Genomic DNA, 16,803 nt, shown 5'->3' with positions numbered 1-16,803 from the left:
AACATGCTCTTTTTTTGTTTAAGGTGGGAGAGTTTAGCCGGTCGGTCGTGGGAAGCCTGCATCGGTCATCCCGGCTGAAAGACAACATCCCTGAAATAGTTTCTCTGGCCGTAAGTCGCTGTAGGCATCGTACCCAACGTGCCGGAAAATACGCCGCTGCCCGCGTAGGTGACTAAATGGCCGTTAACGATCGGACTGTCGTAACCATTTTCCGCGAATGCATAAACCTTATCCGTGGAACTATTGGTAATCGATATAATGTAATCCTCATTAGCTGCTACGCTTAAAGCAGTCGGCAATATAAACTCTCTCCAGCCGCGGACTCCAGCGGTTACATTCCATTGATAAGGGCCGGCAAGCAGTGTGCCGTCACTCGCTTTCCATATCCTTATGGTATGATTGCCGCCTTCGTATTCATGGGTGAACAACCGCGCTCGGGAAATATGACCGTTAACCGTCGTCTTGAATTTCGTTCCTAATTCGTATTGCTGATCCGACCCGTAACCGCTCGGCGTTTGCGCGGCAAGGACACTCTCCCCGTGTGCAGGTACGAATACGATATCCCTAAAGTAACTTCGATTCAGATTCGTTTCCGTCGGCATGGAACCCAACGTGGCGGAGTATACTCCGCTGCCGACGTAGGTGACCATATGCCCATTCTGAATCGGACTGCTCAAACCATTATCCGAGACGGCATATTGCTTGTCGGTTGAACTATTCGTAACGGATACAATGTAATCGACTTCGGCATCGATGCTCAGAGGCGAGGGGAGCTCGTATTCCTTCCAACCTGAGGTTCCTGAAGCGATATTCCAGGTATAGGGCCCAGCTATGCGCACTCCATCGCTTGCCCTCCATAGGCTGACGGAATGGTTGCCTCCCTCTTCCTCGCTTGCAAAAACTTTTACCTTCGTAATAAAACCTTTTATCTTCGTCTTAAACTTCGTACCCAGTTCATATTGCGCATCGTAAGAGAACGTTTCAGGAACCTGCGATGTAAAAATTTGTTCCGAATTGCTCGGTATGAAAACGATATCCCTAAAATAATTCCGATTTAGGCTAGTCGCGTTCGGCATCGAACCTAACGTGCCGGAATACACCCCGCTACCGGAGTAGGTGACCAGATTTCTGTTCGAAATCGGAGCGTTAAAACCGTCGTCCGATACGGCGTAAATTTTATCGGTGGGACTGTTCGTAACGGAAACGATATAATCGGTATTTGCCTTAATCTTTAATGGCGCTGGGAGTTCGAATTCCTTCCATTCGGAATTCCCCGGAGAAAGGATCCAGTTATGCGGTCCGGATAATCTCGTTCCATCGCTCACTCTCCAAATGCTGACTTTGTGGAGTTCGCCTTCGTTAACGCCGGAATACAGTCTGACTTTCGTAATGGAACCGTCAACGGTCGTTTTGAATTTCGTTCCCAGTTCATATAACGCATCCGAGCCATAGGCAAGCGGAGTTTGTGTCGTAAAGATCGTTTGTTGAACCGGAAACGGAGCCGGCGTTGATCCGGGCCCGGTTACCGTTTCCCCCACTACGAAGGCATCTAACGCAATTGCGGTGCCGGAAGAGTTTCTATGCTTGTTATCGTCTACCGTAATCTCGATCGTATGAGGCCCGGAAGGCAACCCCTGGGCGATAACGAATTCCTTATTATATTCGAAATCGGTGGAATACAATTCGATATACGGGTACTCGATGCCGTCAATGACGACGTTTGCCCTGCCTCTGTTCGGACCGGTAGAAGCTTTAAGCGAGAGATCCGTTCCGTTGAACGCGTAAGAGATGCTGTCGCCTGCTTGATTGGAAATGACGGCCTTGCCGCCGCTGTATCCATATTTCATGTCATCCGACCAAGAGCCCGATTTGGTTACCGTTCCGCCTTCGACTTCTTCTATCAGGCTATCATTTGGTAAAATATTGTATAGAGCCGTTCGCGTTTCTCCCAGATAGAAGCTGAACGACGTTGCGCCCGTGGCAACGGTACGATTAGCGATAAGGTCAACGACTCTAGAAGGACGAGGTAAATAAATCGTTTTGATTCCCGAGTTACCGACGCTAGCGTGCATCATTAAAATTTTCCCGTCGGTACGGACGTTATCGGTCCCCTCGTTGTAGTAGGAATGAGCGCCGCCGACATTCACCGCGATCGATCTAATCAGACCGGCCGGCAAAGAACCTGACGCGCTGAAGATCGAAGTCCAATTCCCGAATTCCTTCCTGGCGAAAGAAACTTTTCCTGGATCCGTGTCGTAATGTCCGATTGCAGCGGCTTGACTATCTGTTACGTAAAAGGACGGCGTGTAAGAGTAGACGGGTTCGACCTCGCCCGTATCTCCGCTTATTTTCCAGCCGCCGTATACCGACACTCCGCTGCCTGCCGTGACCGGGTCGGACGAATCGAAGATTTGGGTTGCCGGACTGGTGTGCGTCGCCTTGCTCATGGTCATCCCGGTTAGATTGGAAATATTCGTTACATCCGAACCGGTGTCGTTGAAATAGCCAGGCGCACGAATGAAGACCAAAACGTTATTGTCTTTCTTCAAATTATCGATGCTGGCCTTTTGAGCGTTTGTCACCCGGTAAGCGTTCAGGAAAATATAAGTTTTAACGGTGCTTGGGATTTTGTCGACGTCCGACATGAGGTAGTACCCGTATTTCACACCGCTTTTGGCCAATTCTCTCTGCTGTCTCGCGAGCAAATGACCGAACCCGCTATCGGGTTGATCCGTTGGAGCATAAGGGTTATTGGTAGGCGTATTGTAATTCGTAATCAAGGTATGATAACTGTAAGACTCTTCGTCCAAAATGACCGCGACATCGGGCCTAAAGGTTCTGTCCGCGGAAATCAGATACTTGCTCCCCTGCAATGCGATGAGCTTCTGATTCTCGTCCCAGATGTCCTCATCGTTCCACCATCCGTGCGAAAACAGATCCATCCAGTACTGTCCGCCCCCGGTAATAATCTCGTTGGCGGTTTCCCGCCTTGTGGCATCGAGCGTTTCCTGCAGGCTGAACACCCTAGGCCGATAAGTTTGGTCGTCCGTATATGGCGTGCTATCGATGACGTGCGTTCTCGTATCGTTTTCGACGATCAGCATTTTCCCGTTAAGCGCAAGAGAATCAAATGCGCCCATCGGTTCGGCGCTTAAGCCCATGCGCCTATTGTTGTATTGTACCGGCGCCCCGATGAAGTCGATTTCATTTGACTCCAATATTTTTCTAAGCCCTTGGTGACCGTGATTCGAAGGACGAACATAGGTCGCGAACATATACGGATAGCCGTACATAGCCCCTACAAGCACTCTCGAATCCGTTTTTTGCTTGAAAAGTCCGGCTACGTAATTGATCATCCCCGCTATCTCTTCGCTATAAAAGGTTTGATAATCAATCGTTTTCCCCTCGGTTGCCATCGACCTGAAGTAGTTTTCCGACGTATAGTCCCTTTCGGCAGCCGTTGGAATTGATGCAGTTGCCAGCGTGACTCCCGGATCGTTCCATGCCGCCTTGAGCGCCGCATCCGATCCGTACTTATCCGTCAGCCACTGCCTGAACGCCGCAACCATCGGAGCCGAATAGTCCTCGCCGTTGCCAACGCTAAGATCATTGGAGTTATAAAACCACTCTCCCGTTTCCATGCCCATAATTTGAAAGCCTATAATTCGATTCGCATAAGGCTGCTGGCTTAACCATTCCAAGTAATTCGAAATCGTGGAATCCAGCTCGCTTCTCCAAGCCATGGACGCGACCGAAGGCCATCCGGGCCGATTGCCTTTCTCGGTGATCGAATATTCTCCGGCGTCAAACGACATTTCATCTTGAAGTCCGACTCTAATGATGCCGTATGCATTCGGGTCGCGGGTAAAAACGTCATCGTTCACCTGTGCGTTCCAAGCATTGTCTTTTAGCACGTTCACCCACATATAGCCATGGACATCACGCGTCTTGACCTTGTCGATCGTGTCCAAAAATGCGGAGTAATCCGGAAATTGCTTCATCGTGTTTCCGTACATGAAAACGGGGTTGACGATCTCCCCGTCTATCTTGAGCACCACTCCCCCGCTTTCCTTGCCGATCGTTGCAGTTACAGGCCATGGGATGGCAATATCCGCTACATCGGAGCTTGGTTCGGCGTACGCTCTCTGCTGTGGCGATATTCCCGTCATCGTCATGACAACAACCAGAATCGCCGTGATGAAAAGGTTGAACATCCTCGTGAACTCGTTCGTTCTTCTCATAAAACCACTCACCCCTGCTTGTTAATTAACCGACTCCCTGCCCGTATCTTCTGACGCGCAGATCGGCCTCTTCCTTATGTCATGTCGTTAGGTCTCCTACTATCCTTTAATCGAACCAATTAACAAACCTTTCATAAAGAACCTTTGCAAGAACGGATACACGCAGGCGATCGGCAGCACCGTAATGACCGTAATCGCCATTTTCAGGCTTTGCGGCGTCGCGATGTTTTGGTTGTTGGATACTTGAGATTTCAACAGCTCCAGATTGGATGTCGTTGAGTTTAACGTATTGTACAGCACATATTGCAACGAAAATAAATTCGGAGACATCGTATTGTAGATTTGCGTATCGATGAATGCATTCCACTGGTTGACGCTTTCGAATAATGTCACCGCCGCTAAGACCGGAAGACAAACGGGAAAGATGACTCTAAAGAAGAGAACGAATTCATTCGCTCCGTCCATAACGGCCGCTTCTTCGAGACCTTTAGGCATACCTTCGATATAGGTTTTGATCAGGATCATATTAAAAACGGACACGGCGGCCGGCAGAATATAAACCATGAAGGTGCCTAGCAAATTCAAATAATTCATTACAAGATACAAAGGAATGAGGCCGCTAGAAATATAAAGGGTAAACACAAAAAATTTGCGCAAAAACCGGACCCCTACCAATTCGTTCCGGGTTAGAACATAACCGGCCATGGAGGTAACGAGGAGCATTAATGCGGGTCCGACGAGCGTTCTCGCCACGGAGATGAAGATCCCCTGGACGATTGCTGGGTCTTTAAAAGCTAGCTTGTATGCATCGAAGGACAATCCGGCTGGAATAAGGACGAATCCTCCTTTTAACCGGCTAGGATCGCTTAACGAATAGCTTACAATATATAGAAACGGAAGAACCATGATACATAAGACGATGACCATAAAAATATAATTTAAAAGATCGAACGCAAGCCCGCCTGCCGTCTTTCTTTTCATTGTTTCACCTTCAATCGTTATAAGATGGACTTCCCTGTCGATCTTTTGGCAATCGCGTTAACCGATAGAAGCAGCAATATGCTTGCGAAGGTTTTCATGATTCCGACTGCCGTTGCGTAAGGATAGTTCAGCAATTGCAACCCAAACTTGTAAATGTACATGTCGAAGACTTCCATAGTCTCCCAGTTTGCCGTATTCGTAAACAAGAAAAACGACTCCAAGCTTGAGTTGAGAACCCATCCGCTATTGAGAATAAGCAGCACGATCGCCGTCGGCATCAGATTGGGTATCGTAATATACCTTATTTTCTGGAAACGATTAGCCCCTTCGATATCCGCCGCTTCATATTCTTCGTTCGAAATCGCGGCAATAGCCGCTAAAAAAATGACCGTATTGTACCCTAAGTACTTCCAATTCCCCAAAAAAATCATTAACGGCCAAGAGTATTTCTTATCGCCCAGAATATTGAGTCCTTCCTCGAGAATGCCCCAGTTAACTAACGTTTCGTTAACGGCGCCCGAAGATGGGGCAAACAACGCGTTGACCAGGGTATAAATGATGACCCAAGATACGAAGAACGGAAAAAAAGTCGCCGTTTGAATGATTTTTCCGAATAACTTTATTCGGATCTCATTCAGAAGAATCGTGAAAAAGAAGGCGCTTACCAAATTAAAAAACAAGGAACCCACATTCATAGCCAGCGTGTTGCGAAGAACATGAATGTAATCGTCGCTTTGCATGAAAAACGATTTGAATTGCTCCAACCCTGTCCAATCGGATTGCCATAGGCTAAATCCCGGACGATAATTTATGAAAGCGATCGCCCAACCGAATAGAGGCACGTAATTAAACGTAATGACGACGGCGATTGCGGGCAGGATCATGAAATATAAATAGCGTTGATTCAAAGCTTTTCTAAACATTTTTTGTCTTGCCTCGGAACGGTTTGCATGAGTTGCTTCGAACCCGGTTCCCATATGGTATTCCCCCATCGTTTGTGCATTTCCCGCGTTGATTCGTCAAAGCTGTTGGCGATTAACGGACATCCGCAATTTTGATCGGCTTGTCCGTTAATCTCCAGATCAAACGATTGATTATTTCAAAGATTCAAGTTGAGCCAGTTTTTCTTGATAGAGCTGGTTGTACATGTTCACAACTTTCTCCGGCTCCAGTTTCCGATAATCGTTTATAATCTGGCTGTACAGCTTTTCGAAGTCCTCGTCGCTCTTAGGCTCAATGATCAGCTTCGTGGTATTTTTAACTCTGAATTCGATCAGTTTCTGCTGCAATGCTCCCAATTCCGAAGTGGAATCGATGGCGATAGCGGCGGCGATTCCGGTTGGTGCTGCTTTGCCCGTCTCGCGCCAATACTGCTTCGAATCCGTCCATCCCAACTGGGTATAAGCGTTTTTCAACTCCGGCGAAAGCGTCATCTCATCCGTTAAAACCGGATCCATTTTCATATCGTACGGAACTCCGTCAGGCGCATTCGTGCCAACGTAGCCAAGAAACGGGAACATGCGGAATCCGACTTGGGAGCTTTGCATAGGATCGTTGATAATGTTTTTATAGTCCTCCGTCGCTACGCGTTTGCCATTCTCGATCGTGTAATGCTTTCCCTCGATACCGGACTGGAGCAGTATTTTCCCTTCATCGGAGGCGGCCCATTCCAGCAGCTCGAAAATTCTTTTGGAATCTTTGGCGTTTTTGGTAATCGAGTACATTTCATAGGACCGGGTATCCTCAACGCGGATTTGGCGCTTTTCGTTTCGCTCGATTTGCGTCTTGCTGCGGATCGGCAAATTAATCATTTGCCACTCGGGATGACCGGATTTGATCGCGGAAGCGTTGTCCACACTTACGGGATACCAGGTGGATAACGCCCTTCCGCTCACTAGCTTCTCCGTCGCCTGCGGCAATAAATCCGTAAAACTGTCCTTGTCCAAAATCCCTTCCCGATAAAGCTGATTGAAGAAAAAGAAGCCTTCTTTCACATACTCGTTTTCCATCATATCGACATATTGTTGATCGACCTGATTCCATATGACGCTCAAATTACCGGCTGCGGTACTGTATCTTCCGCCTTTTTCATACATAATCGGGGCAATCCCTTGAACGCCCCAAGGCTCCGCAAAAGGAACCGTCATCCCGATTGACTTCTGTCCGTTCGTTGACGGATGATCTTTCATGGCTTGCTTCAAAAATTGAATGTAGTCGTCCGTCGATAACAGCTCAGGCCAACCCGCTTTTTCCAGAACATCGATGCGCACCGCGACATCCAGAGCTTCCAGATTATTTTTGAAATCCGTCGGAACGTTATTTTCCCACTTGTACAGTTTGCTATCATGGGCAGGCAAACGCCAAAGCGGGATTTGAGCATCGTAACGCTTTTTAAATTCCGGAGCGTTAGTTAGAAAATCGTCCAGCGGCAGAAGCGCACCGGCTCTAATGTATTTATCCAATACGCTGTTGTCGGAAAGTCTCACGATTTCGGGATAGTTGCCCGCGGACAGCATCAAATTCATCTGATCCAGCTCGTTCCCGGTAAAGCTGACATACTCGAAAACGATGTTGAATTTCTCCTTGATTACTTTTCCGATTTCGGTTTCATCGCTCTTCTTAATGTTCGTTGCCGTGGAGTGAAGCACTTGAATAACGTAAGGATCTTTGGAGTCGCTCGTAGCTGAAGACGGCTGTGAAGAAGAAGGCGCCGGATTGTTCGAGCAAGCCGCCAACCATACCATTGCCAACAGCAAAAGTGAAGTCATTCCCATTCGAAATCGTTTCATAGATTCTCCCCCTCTAGTAGATAAGACCAATTGTAATCGTGTTTAAGCAATCCATCCCGCTCCGATAAATACTTGATATATTCAATCCATGCCTTCACCTCCTCCGTTCGCATATGCAACCCCGGTTCCTTGTTCAAGAGAAAATTCTGTTCTGCCCGCGAATACCTGCCGCTCGCCATTGGGCATCACCACCACCGTCTTGCGAGGCTCCGGCAATCGAACCCGAAGGCCGAATCGATGATCGTCGCGTTCCCATTTCACGTACACCGGTCCCCACCGTGTAGACACCGTGCCTTCAGCTTGTCGGAAATACTCCGCATGCGGTTCGATCAGAATTTCTTCATAGCCGGGCTGTAGAGGCTTTACCCCCAGAATGCAAGCTGAAAATTCGTAGATCGGAATTGCCCCCCATGCATGGCAATCGCTTCTCTGCGTCACCGGGTCTTCCGGCCATGTCGTGACGTTCTTGTCCAACAGTTGAATCCAGTTGTCCCAAAGGCTATTCGTATGGCTATATAATCCAACTTTCTCTAAAGCCCTGAACAAGAAAAACGACATGGAATACGAACATTTGGCTACCTTTTTTTCATTTAGACTCTTCAACATCGCCGATTTGGCTGCGTCCCCAACCAACACGTCGCCAAGAACCGCCCATACCTGTGCATGCTGGCTGAAATCCTCCCGATTCGGCGTGTCTTTGTACATACCCTCAACGGGAGACCATGCCGAGGAATATATAGCTCTCGAGAGAAGAACGGCTCTCGTCTCGAACTCCGCGGCGACATCCTCGCGATTTGCGTACCGATTCAATTGGGCTGCGGTCCTCAGTCCGTATACGACCATCAGGTTATAGATCACATTGATGGATTCACTTTCTTGAAGCGGCGAACCGAATGAGTCCGTCCATTCTTCGACCCAGTCTACGAACTGCCAGTATCCGATATCCGAAATCAATTCTGTACGGCTGTCTATTTTCGCAATAAAATAATTTAGAACTCGCTCGACGGTCGGTAAATATTTGCTTATAAGCTCTAAATCTCCAAAATATTCGTAATGATCACGAAGCATGATGATCCAATAGATCGAGAATCCCGGAATGACCTGCTTGAACTTAGCCGGCCAGTTGCATGCCATCATCCCGTTAGGCATGACGGAGCTATGAAAGTCGAATATCGCTTTCCTCGCAAGCCTATCATCCGTAGACAGCCGGTAAGTAAACAACATCTGCAGCATCGTATCCATCGAATATTGCATGCGTTCGTAGTAGGGACTATCGATATAGGTGTCGTGCATACATCGCTGCAGCGTTCGAACGCTGATGTCCCATAACTTTTGCCACTTGGAATGCCCGGACTTCCAACTTCCTTTAATCTCGAGTGGATAACCCGTTTCTGTAAGCTGCAACCGTTTGATCGTTAAAGACTGATCCGTCGCTTCGATATCGAGCCGCAGGAATCGAAAAGTCCTGTATGAAAAAGGCTCGTAAAATTGTGTCCCCTCCCTCAACAAATAGCGGTCGAATTCTCCTTGCAGCCATCCCTTCGCGTCGTCTCGAATCCCTTTATACAGATTTCCGCTGTTGTCGAATTCTGCTACATAGCTCTCCGCGTACGTCATTTTGATTTTGGAATTTTGGGAACCGGTCATCAGCAATTTCAAACGAGCCGTAGTCAATTCCCCGACGTCCAACTCTGCCCATTCATGCACGCCTGCTGGAATATTTACCTCTTTGCCCTCGATTAAATCCATCCATGGGATTCGTTCATTGCTGGATTTCATCACGCGGGCGAAGCCGATATCCTTCTCGTACAGGAATGGGATGTCTCTCTCCGTAAGCTGCCATTGGTTAAGCAAGCCGCCTTTGAGAGAGGAATCCGCGGTGCAAATCGTTTTGGCGTTCTTCCAGATACCGATATCAGCGGCATTTAACTCCCAGCGATAAGGAAATTCGTTCCCGTCTACGTCTTCCATGTCACCGGCATATTTAGCATGTTCAGCTTCCCTAAACGAAATAGCATTGTTAGGCATGGCCTTCCACTTATCGTCCGTCGACAGACCCAAGTTCAGATCGAGGTTCCGTTCTTCCGCGAGCAGAAAGCCGCCGCGGGACGAAGATACGACGGAGATCGTACCGGTCTTGAACGAAAGATTGCTCAAGCTTTCATTCGGGAAGCGGATGACCGATGCAACGATAACGTTCGTCCCTACCCGCATGTACGGGGCTAAATCGACGCGATCGAAATATTGCCTGTAATCGTCCCCTTTACAAGGACCTCTAGAAACGAATTGTCCGTTAACGAACAATTGATAAAGACTATCCGCGGAAACGAACACTTGATAGTTTTCGGGAAGAACGTCCGCCACGAAATCCCGTTTAAAGTGACACGCCTTCTTTTTGTAATCGAGATCGTCATCTACCCATATCCAATGTGCTGATAAATTCATTTTTAATGCTCCCTGTTTGCGCTTTAGAAGTTCGATAATCTTTGGGGCTGACGCCTACGATTTTCTTAAAAACCTTGTTAAAGAAGCTGATATCGTTGAACCCTACCGCTGTACAAATATCCGATATCTTATTATCCGTAACGAGCAGCAGACTCTTCGCCTTTTCTATCCTGAGCTTGTGCAAATAACCGAATATCGTCTCACCTGTTATGCTCTTAAATATCCTGGTCATTTGCCTTTCACTACTTATAGAGATTTTCGCCAACTGTTCCAATGTAATATCTTCGGAGTAATGACGTTCCAGATAGCCCAATACTCGGTGAATATTTTCTATTTTAAGCGTTTTCACTAATCCAAGTGAGCTATATACAGTCATTTGCTCCGCAAACATACGGCTCAAAACGACGATTAATTGGGTCATGATCAGTTTGATCAGCAGTTTGTAATTGTTTTTTTTGTTTTTATACTCATAAGCCAGATTTTCGACCATTTGACGGGCAAACACCGCTTCTTCCTTGTTCAATTTAAGAACGTTTCCGAATCTGGCTTCGGGAGGCAAAAACGGCTGAACATAGAAGAAATCCATCAAGTCCATTTTTTCGGCGTCTCTGATGAGAGTCCAATCCACAATATTAGAATAGAACAGCATATTAATGACTTCGATTCGCTCGTCTTTTAAAATCTTGTAGGTGTGCAGTTCTCCGGGATTTATTATAAAAATGTCCCCCTTGCTCACCTTACTTTCGAATTTACTCGAGTTCGGTGCCTGGAACACATGTGTGGTAGAACCGTCTACAATGAAGACGATCTCGATGAATTCATGGCTATGCCAAAGAATTTCTTTATCGGCATCGTGAATCCAATGCGAGATTGCGAAAGGAAATCCTTCCCGTACATTATGCTCCGAGGCCGTGAAGACTGAACCTTTCTCACTCAAAGTGATTTCCTCCATCTATCGCAATTCTTTATCGCCTTTTTCGCAAAACGCCTGTACATTGGTAGCGCTATCATAATGACCTTATTCTTTTATCACTATTAGTCGACCTCCCGTTTGACAATATGGATGAATGATTTTGTATCTTTTCATTTTCATTATAAGCACATCTCACACCCATCAATAGGTCAATTAAGACAACCTATTGGACTATATAGACATATTAATAGAAATAAGCCTTCCACAAGTTTCGCATTGAACTCATGAAAGGCTTATAATATTAATTTAGTTTCTTGAAGTCGACGAAAGGAACGGTCTTGCCGCCCGCAGCGACGGACTCTACCGACAGCGGGAATATCGAGCTCCAAACAACCGCATCATACACGTCAATAGCGGGTTTTCTCTCTTCCAGAATCGCCGTAGCGAATTCCTCCAGCACCAGAAAATCGCCGCCGCCATGACCGGTTTTCTCCGCCGCTTCCCTCCAACGCCTCCACACGGGATGCTCCCACTGATCTTCATGCCGCCACAGCGATTCCCACTCCGGATGAGCGGCCTCGGATGCGCCTTCCAACCAGATCAACGGCTCTTCTCGCTCATGTCTTCCCGACAAATAGGCGCCGGAAGTTCCTTGCAGCGAATAATGCGTCATGTTGTGCGGACGCGCGGATTGAACGTCGTATTTCAAGGTGATGAGTACGCCCTTCTTCGTGCGCAGCAACGTGACGGTCGAATCGCCCAGCCCCCAATATTGCGGGTTGGAGCCGGGATGCTTGTCGCCGAAATGTTCGTGGAAATACTTGGCGGTCGAACGGCTTTTGGACACGAAAGTGGTCAGGCTCTCCAGCTCATCCCCGCCCTCTCGGCCGATTCCGAGCCACTTCGCGATCGGTCCGATAGAGTGCGTCGGATACGTACAGCCGTTGTAGTCCCGAAACAGATTCCCTCGCCAAGTCAAGCTGCCGTCGGAGTCATGAAGCAGCTCGCGGACGTCGTGGATGTAGCCGCATTCCGCGGACGTAATTTCCCCAAACACCCCGTGTTCCGCCATATGACCGACCATCATGTTCGGCCGCATGTAGCAGTAGTTTTCTGCCATCATGTACGTGAGACCTGTTTGCCGGACCGTTTCGATCAGCTCCCAGTTGTCCTCAATGGACGTAGAAGCGATAACTTCGCTAATGACATGCTTGCCGGCACGCAGCGCAGCTATCGCCTGCTGGGCATGGTAAAACAGCGGAGTGGCAAGAAATACGGCATCCACTGACGCGTCTTCTAAGAGCTTCTCGTAATCGTCGTAAGCTCGTACGCCTGGATACTCGGCCTTCCACTTATTTAATACGACTTCGTTCTTGTCGCATACGGCGACCAGCTGCACTTTATCCGTCAACGCGTTCAGCGCTTCTTTAAAATGCGCTCCCCTTCTCCCGCCAACAACAGCCAATTTCACGCATTTAATCATGTCTTTAGGTCTCCTTTATAGTGACGGTATTCCAGCCCATAATCGCTCCAAAACGTTCCAATACTCGGATCGCGTCGCCATACACGACTATGCCGTGATGCGTACCCCCAAGCTCGCTATATGCGGTCAGGAAATCAGCGACCGGAATGACGGGTCGGAACCATCCTCGAATGGTATCCCTCATTCTATCTTCGCCATCTCCCTCCACCATCTCCACCGGCGACAGGAGCAACGAATAGGATTTGTTTCGTCCGGGGGCCAGATTGACGTAGACCGCTTGTCCGCCGCGAAATTTGCCGTATGCGACGACGGGATTGCCGGCATCCGTAAACGGAAAGTCTTTTTCCATAAGCTCGGGCTTTCCCGCAGCGACGCGTAAATTCATTTCGCCCATATGGCTCAGGAAAATCAGGTTGTTTTTCCAATCCGGGCAGAACATTTCAGCGAATGAAGTGTCCGGATAGACGGACAGCAGCGCCCCGACCAGCGCGGCCGTCAGCACGTCTCCTTCTCCCGCATACCCGATGCCTCTTTCCATCGCTTTGCTCGCTTCCAGAAACGGCATGCAAGGCAGCGCCGACGCCCGGGTCACTTCCAGAAAGTTGGCGGTGAAAGCCGTCAACTCGTTACGCTCAATCCAATCTCTGACCGCAAGATCCGCCTTGGTCGATTGCCGATGGGTTTCCCGGTCGAACTTATCAGCGTGAAACCGCTGCTCGTTTAATGCCATCTCCCGGTCTACCCGTTCCTCCGATACCGAGCCGAAAACGTTATCGGAATCAAGAGGATCCACGAAAATCGCGTTGATTCCAATCGCCTTGCGCAATTCGTCCGCCGGCACCCGGAAGTCTCCCATGCCGTCAAACGATTTTCCGATCGAGCCCACTTTGGCGCTCCTTAGCTTTTTCGCGATTTTCGCGGCTTTTGCGTTGTCCGCGACCCGATCCAGAACATCGGATTCCGACCAATGGCCGGCTTCGATCCGAAAGTTCTTTCCATTGCGGACGAGCAGATTGCACATATCTTGTACGCCATGAATGCCATGGTTATATAAAATTTCGTCCGGATGCTGCGAAGGACCGAAATCGTAGGTTGGCGTCGTATCCAGTACGATCAAAGGAAGCTTCGTAGCTACCAAAACGTCGGCGGATTCAAGAGAAGGCGAATAGGCCAAATGCAAGGTAACGATAGCGTCCACTTCTGCTTGCTCGAAGGCTTGAACCGCCTCCGCGAATTCCGGGCTGATCCTGCACGCCTTCGCTTGTTCGACTTCCAATCCCCTTTTCTCCAGTTCACTGGCAATCGTAAGGTAAAATGCATCAACCCGTTCTCTTGCTTCAGGCCAGATGTCGTCATAGAGCTTGACGTATAACGGCAGCAATCCGATTTTCAGCTTGTCCATTTGCGTAGCTCCTTCTCCGTGCTATCGATGAGGGATCGGGCGTTGCGATAGAAGATATCCTCAATGTCGGATTTGCTTAAACCTTCGGCTGTCGCGGCTGTGCGGAAAGCTTCGATCTCCTCGTACATAAAGAACGTCAGGGAATCCGCCTCGGAGCCTTCGACTTCACGCATGTGCGAATCTCCCGACACATCCCCGTACATCCCTCTCGGAATCAAATTCACGTAATTGCCGTTTTCGCATATCCGTCTCGTTCGCATACGCAAGATCGGCAAATCGCTTCCGAACACGATTCGCTTCGGTCCGACCGCACGAATCAGCTGCCGGAACACATCGGTGTTCGTATTCGCGCTGAAGTCGAATACCATGTTTCGCGTTTCCGCCAAAATATCGAAGGCATCGCCCACATCCTCCGGACAATATGCTCTTCCCACATGGGCAATGATGAGCTTCAACGAAGGATAGTTGCGTTCGATCTCCAGCATTTGCGCCAAATTCACAGGGTCCTTTAACCGGCCGTCCCGCGGAATATGCAGCATGGCCATCCAGCCATGCCGATCCAGCACTTCCAACTGATGCTTCGGCAGAAAATCGTAGATCCGGATTTCCTTCTCCGGGATATAGGGGGCGGCGAAATTCAAATACACCTTGCATCCTAAAAAACCGCCGTGTTTGATTCCTTCTTCGAATTCGGAAGCGCTCTGCTCCGGTTTCGCCACCATCAACGACGGCAAGCGAAGCCGTTCCGCGCAACTCCTGACATATTCGTTCCCTGCGGCGATGTCGTAGTTCATGCTGACTTGGGAGAAGAGGAGCGGCGTCACCTCTTTGCCGGGAAACATCAGCCGGTAAGTCTCCAACAAGTCCTCGATCGAATTGTCCTTCGCGACGAGGGACGGCCATGTTACCGCTCTCACGGGCGTAGAGGAGGATGGTTTGCGGATGCTGTCCAACCATACATGCGTATGAATATCGATCATCTTGTCAGGCAAAAAATCTTTCAGCTTTTGCTCGTAGAACTTTTTGTCGACATCCTTGACTTCAAACAACTCGTTCATTTCGCATCACTCCCCAAGGTCGTATACTTGTTCAAAAATTGCCTGTATCGTGTCTCGTAGATCGTGGCCGCACTCGGGTCCGGCTTCCGGATCAGCTCGGGAAAAACCAATTGCTTAAGAGCATCCCGCTCGTCGGCATACAACCCCACGCCTATTCCCGCCACCATGGCGGCTCCAACGGCGCCCGCGCAGGAACCATTGACCGTGCGGATATCCTTGCCGAGCACGTCGGCGACGATTTGCGGCCATGGAAACGTTTCGGACGGCCCACCTACCAAAGTCACGTCGGAAAAGCGAGTACCGGCCATTTCGAGCCTGTCGATTTTCGCCTTCAAGAGAAACGCGGTGCCTTCCATAATCGCTCTAGCAATATGCGCTTTCTCAGCCTGCGCAAGATCGTCGGAGATCTCCTCCGCACTCGGGTCGATGACGAGTCCGCCAGCCCCGGGACCGGCGGATGCAGCCAGCCGATCGAATTCACGGTAACGATCGGGACCGTCGGAAATATGCTTTCGGATATAGGCGTCTACCGAAGTGGCAATCGCCGGAAGAGAAAACATCGCGCCCCACGGTCCCGCCGGTTGAAGAAAAGGATCCGTCAACATCCGCAGCGAGACGGATCGGTACCTGTCCTTTATCGGCATAAAGCCAACCCAGGAAGTGCCGCAGGAAATGAGCAATTGTCCCTCGTCGAGAATGCCGGATCCTCTTGCCCCGCAAGGATGGTCGAAAGCGCCGAGCACGACCGGCGTTCCTTGTACTAATCCCGTATCGGCCGCGGCTTCCGAGGTGATGCGGCCGATCACGTCGCCCGTGGAACGGATCGGCGGCAGCTTGCTCTCCGCTATGCCTAATTTTTGCAAATAGGGCGAATGCCATTGCGCCGATTTCTGATCCTGCAAATAAAAAGTGGTGGCGGTCGAGCGATCGATACTCCAGTTCCCCGTCAATTTGAAATGGAGATAATCCGTGCTCATGCAGATGATGGACGATGCGTCCAAAAGCTTAGGCGCATGGCATTTCAGCCAGGCGAGATGGGCTAGCGGAAACGATTCCAGCAACGGCCAGCCTGTCGTTTCGTGCACCTCATCCGGATCGAGCTTTCCGAACACCGTCTTCATTTCATCGCGAACGCGCTGATCCAGCCAACTGAATGCCGGAATCATAGGCTCGCCCTGTTCGTCCGCAAGCACGGTGTTCCCGCTGGCCGAAGCGATGCTGAGCCCGACGATGGAACCTCCTCGCGGCAAAGCGCCCGCCAGTCTACGGATGACGTCAACGGTCAATCGGTACAACTGGCGGACGTCGAATTGAACCCCCCCGCCATCGATCCTCTGATAGGCCGTCTCGCTTTTTTCACGGGATGTTATTGAACCTTTGGCCGACATCAACACGCCTTTGACGGCAGATGTTCCAATGTCGAGTCCGATCAAATAGGTATGCTCTTGATTCGTTTCGCCTGACATCGCGATTTCCCTTTCTCGTTAGGAG

10 protein-coding genes are annotated in these 16,803 nt (G+C 49.4%); all 10 read right to left on the bottom strand.

The features are described from left to right. Positions 1–65 precede the first annotated feature (65 nt). The 10 genes from H7F31_RS10245 to H7F31_RS10200 all read right to left on the bottom strand — a co-directional run bounded on the left by H7F31_RS10245 (position 66) and on the right by H7F31_RS10200 (position 16,778). Positions 66–4,241, bottom strand: a complete 4,176-nt coding sequence (locus H7F31_RS10245) for a DUF4082 domain-containing protein (RefSeq protein ID WP_187104070.1) — start codon at positions 4,239–4,241, stop codon at positions 66–68. Between the two features lie 99 nt (positions 4,242–4,340). After that, positions 4,341–5,222 carry a carbohydrate ABC transporter permease gene (locus H7F31_RS10240; protein ID WP_187104069.1) on the bottom strand — a complete coding sequence of 294 codons (882 nt, stop codon included), beginning with the start codon at positions 5,220–5,222 and terminating at the stop codon, positions 4,341–4,343. A gap of 17 nt (positions 5,223–5,239) precedes the next feature. Beyond that, positions 5,240–6,199, bottom strand: a complete 960-nt coding sequence (locus H7F31_RS10235) for an ABC transporter permease (RefSeq protein ID WP_179215684.1) — start codon at positions 6,197–6,199, stop codon at positions 5,240–5,242. A 117-nt stretch (positions 6,200–6,316) separates the two neighbouring features. Continuing rightward, a complete protein-coding gene (locus tag H7F31_RS10230; RefSeq protein ID WP_187104068.1) occupies positions 6,317–8,011 on the bottom strand; it encodes an extracellular solute-binding protein in 1,695 nt (564 codons plus the stop codon). 81 nt (positions 8,012–8,092) lie between these two features. After that, positions 8,093–10,456, bottom strand: coding sequence for an alpha-L-rhamnosidase-related protein (locus tag H7F31_RS10225; RefSeq protein WP_187104067.1), 2,364 nt, complete (start codon positions 10,454–10,456; stop codon positions 8,093–8,095). Next, a complete protein-coding gene (locus H7F31_RS10220; RefSeq protein ID WP_187104066.1) occupies positions 10,422–11,393 on the bottom strand; it encodes an AraC family transcriptional regulator in 972 nt (323 codons plus the stop codon). The genes H7F31_RS10225 and H7F31_RS10220 overlap by 35 nt, the downstream gene beginning before the upstream one ends. Positions 11,394–11,670: 277 nt before the next feature. After that, a complete protein-coding gene (locus tag H7F31_RS10215; RefSeq protein WP_187104065.1) occupies positions 11,671–12,852 on the bottom strand; it encodes a Gfo/Idh/MocA family protein in 1,182 nt (393 codons plus the stop codon). 4 nt (positions 12,853–12,856) lie between these two features. Beyond that, a complete protein-coding gene (locus H7F31_RS10210; RefSeq protein WP_187104064.1) occupies positions 12,857–14,254 on the bottom strand; it encodes an L-arabinose isomerase family protein in 1,398 nt (465 codons plus the stop codon). Continuing rightward, positions 14,242–15,312 (bottom strand): amidohydrolase family protein, encoded by a 1,071-nt coding sequence (locus H7F31_RS10205; RefSeq protein ID WP_187104063.1) that lies wholly within the window; start codon positions 15,310–15,312, stop codon positions 14,242–14,244. Before H7F31_RS10205 ends, H7F31_RS10210 begins: the two co-directional genes overlap by 13 nt. After that, positions 15,309–16,778 carry a xylulokinase gene (locus tag H7F31_RS10200; RefSeq protein ID WP_187104062.1) on the bottom strand — a complete coding sequence of 490 codons (1,470 nt, stop codon included), beginning with the start codon at positions 16,776–16,778 and terminating at the stop codon, positions 15,309–15,311. The genes H7F31_RS10205 and H7F31_RS10200 overlap by 4 nt, the downstream gene beginning before the upstream one ends. Positions 16,779–16,803: the final 25 nt, after the last annotated feature.

The sequence above is a fragment of the Paenibacillus sp. PAMC21692 genome (assembly GCF_014303795.1).
Taxonomy (GTDB): Bacteria; Bacillota; Bacilli; order Paenibacillales; family Paenibacillaceae; genus Pristimantibacillus; species Pristimantibacillus agaridevorans.
Note: the sequence above shows the minus strand (reverse complement) of the source record. Positions and strands in the feature narration are given on the sequence as shown.

Coding starts and splice junctions, on each gene's coding strand:
- H7F31_RS10240 (WP_187104069.1), bottom strand. CDS start 5,222: ATGAAAAGAAAGACGGCAGGCGGGCTTGCGTTCGATCTTTTAAATTAT.
- H7F31_RS10235 (WP_179215684.1), bottom strand. CDS start 6,199: ATGGGAACCGGGTTCGAAGCAACTCATGCAAACCGTTCCGAGGCAAGA.
- H7F31_RS10205 (WP_187104063.1), bottom strand. CDS start 15,312: ATGAACGAGTTGTTTGAAGTCAAGGATGTCGACAAAAAGTTCTACGAG.
- H7F31_RS10200 (WP_187104062.1), bottom strand. CDS start 16,778: ATGTCAGGCGAAACGAATCAAGAGCATACCTATTTGATCGGACTCGAC.
- H7F31_RS10225 (WP_187104067.1), bottom strand. CDS start 10,456: ATGAATTTATCAGCACATTGGATATGGGTAGATGACGATCTCGATTAC.
- H7F31_RS10215 (WP_187104065.1), bottom strand. CDS start 12,852: ATGATTAAATGCGTGAAATTGGCTGTTGTTGGCGGGAGAAGGGGAGCG.
- H7F31_RS10245 (WP_187104070.1), bottom strand. CDS start 4,241: ATGAGAAGAACGAACGAGTTCACGAGGATGTTCAACCTTTTCATCACG.
- H7F31_RS10230 (WP_187104068.1), bottom strand. CDS start 8,011: ATGAAACGATTTCGAATGGGAATGACTTCACTTTTGCTGTTGGCAATG.
- H7F31_RS10210 (WP_187104064.1), bottom strand. CDS start 14,254: ATGGACAAGCTGAAAATCGGATTGCTGCCGTTATACGTCAAGCTCTAT.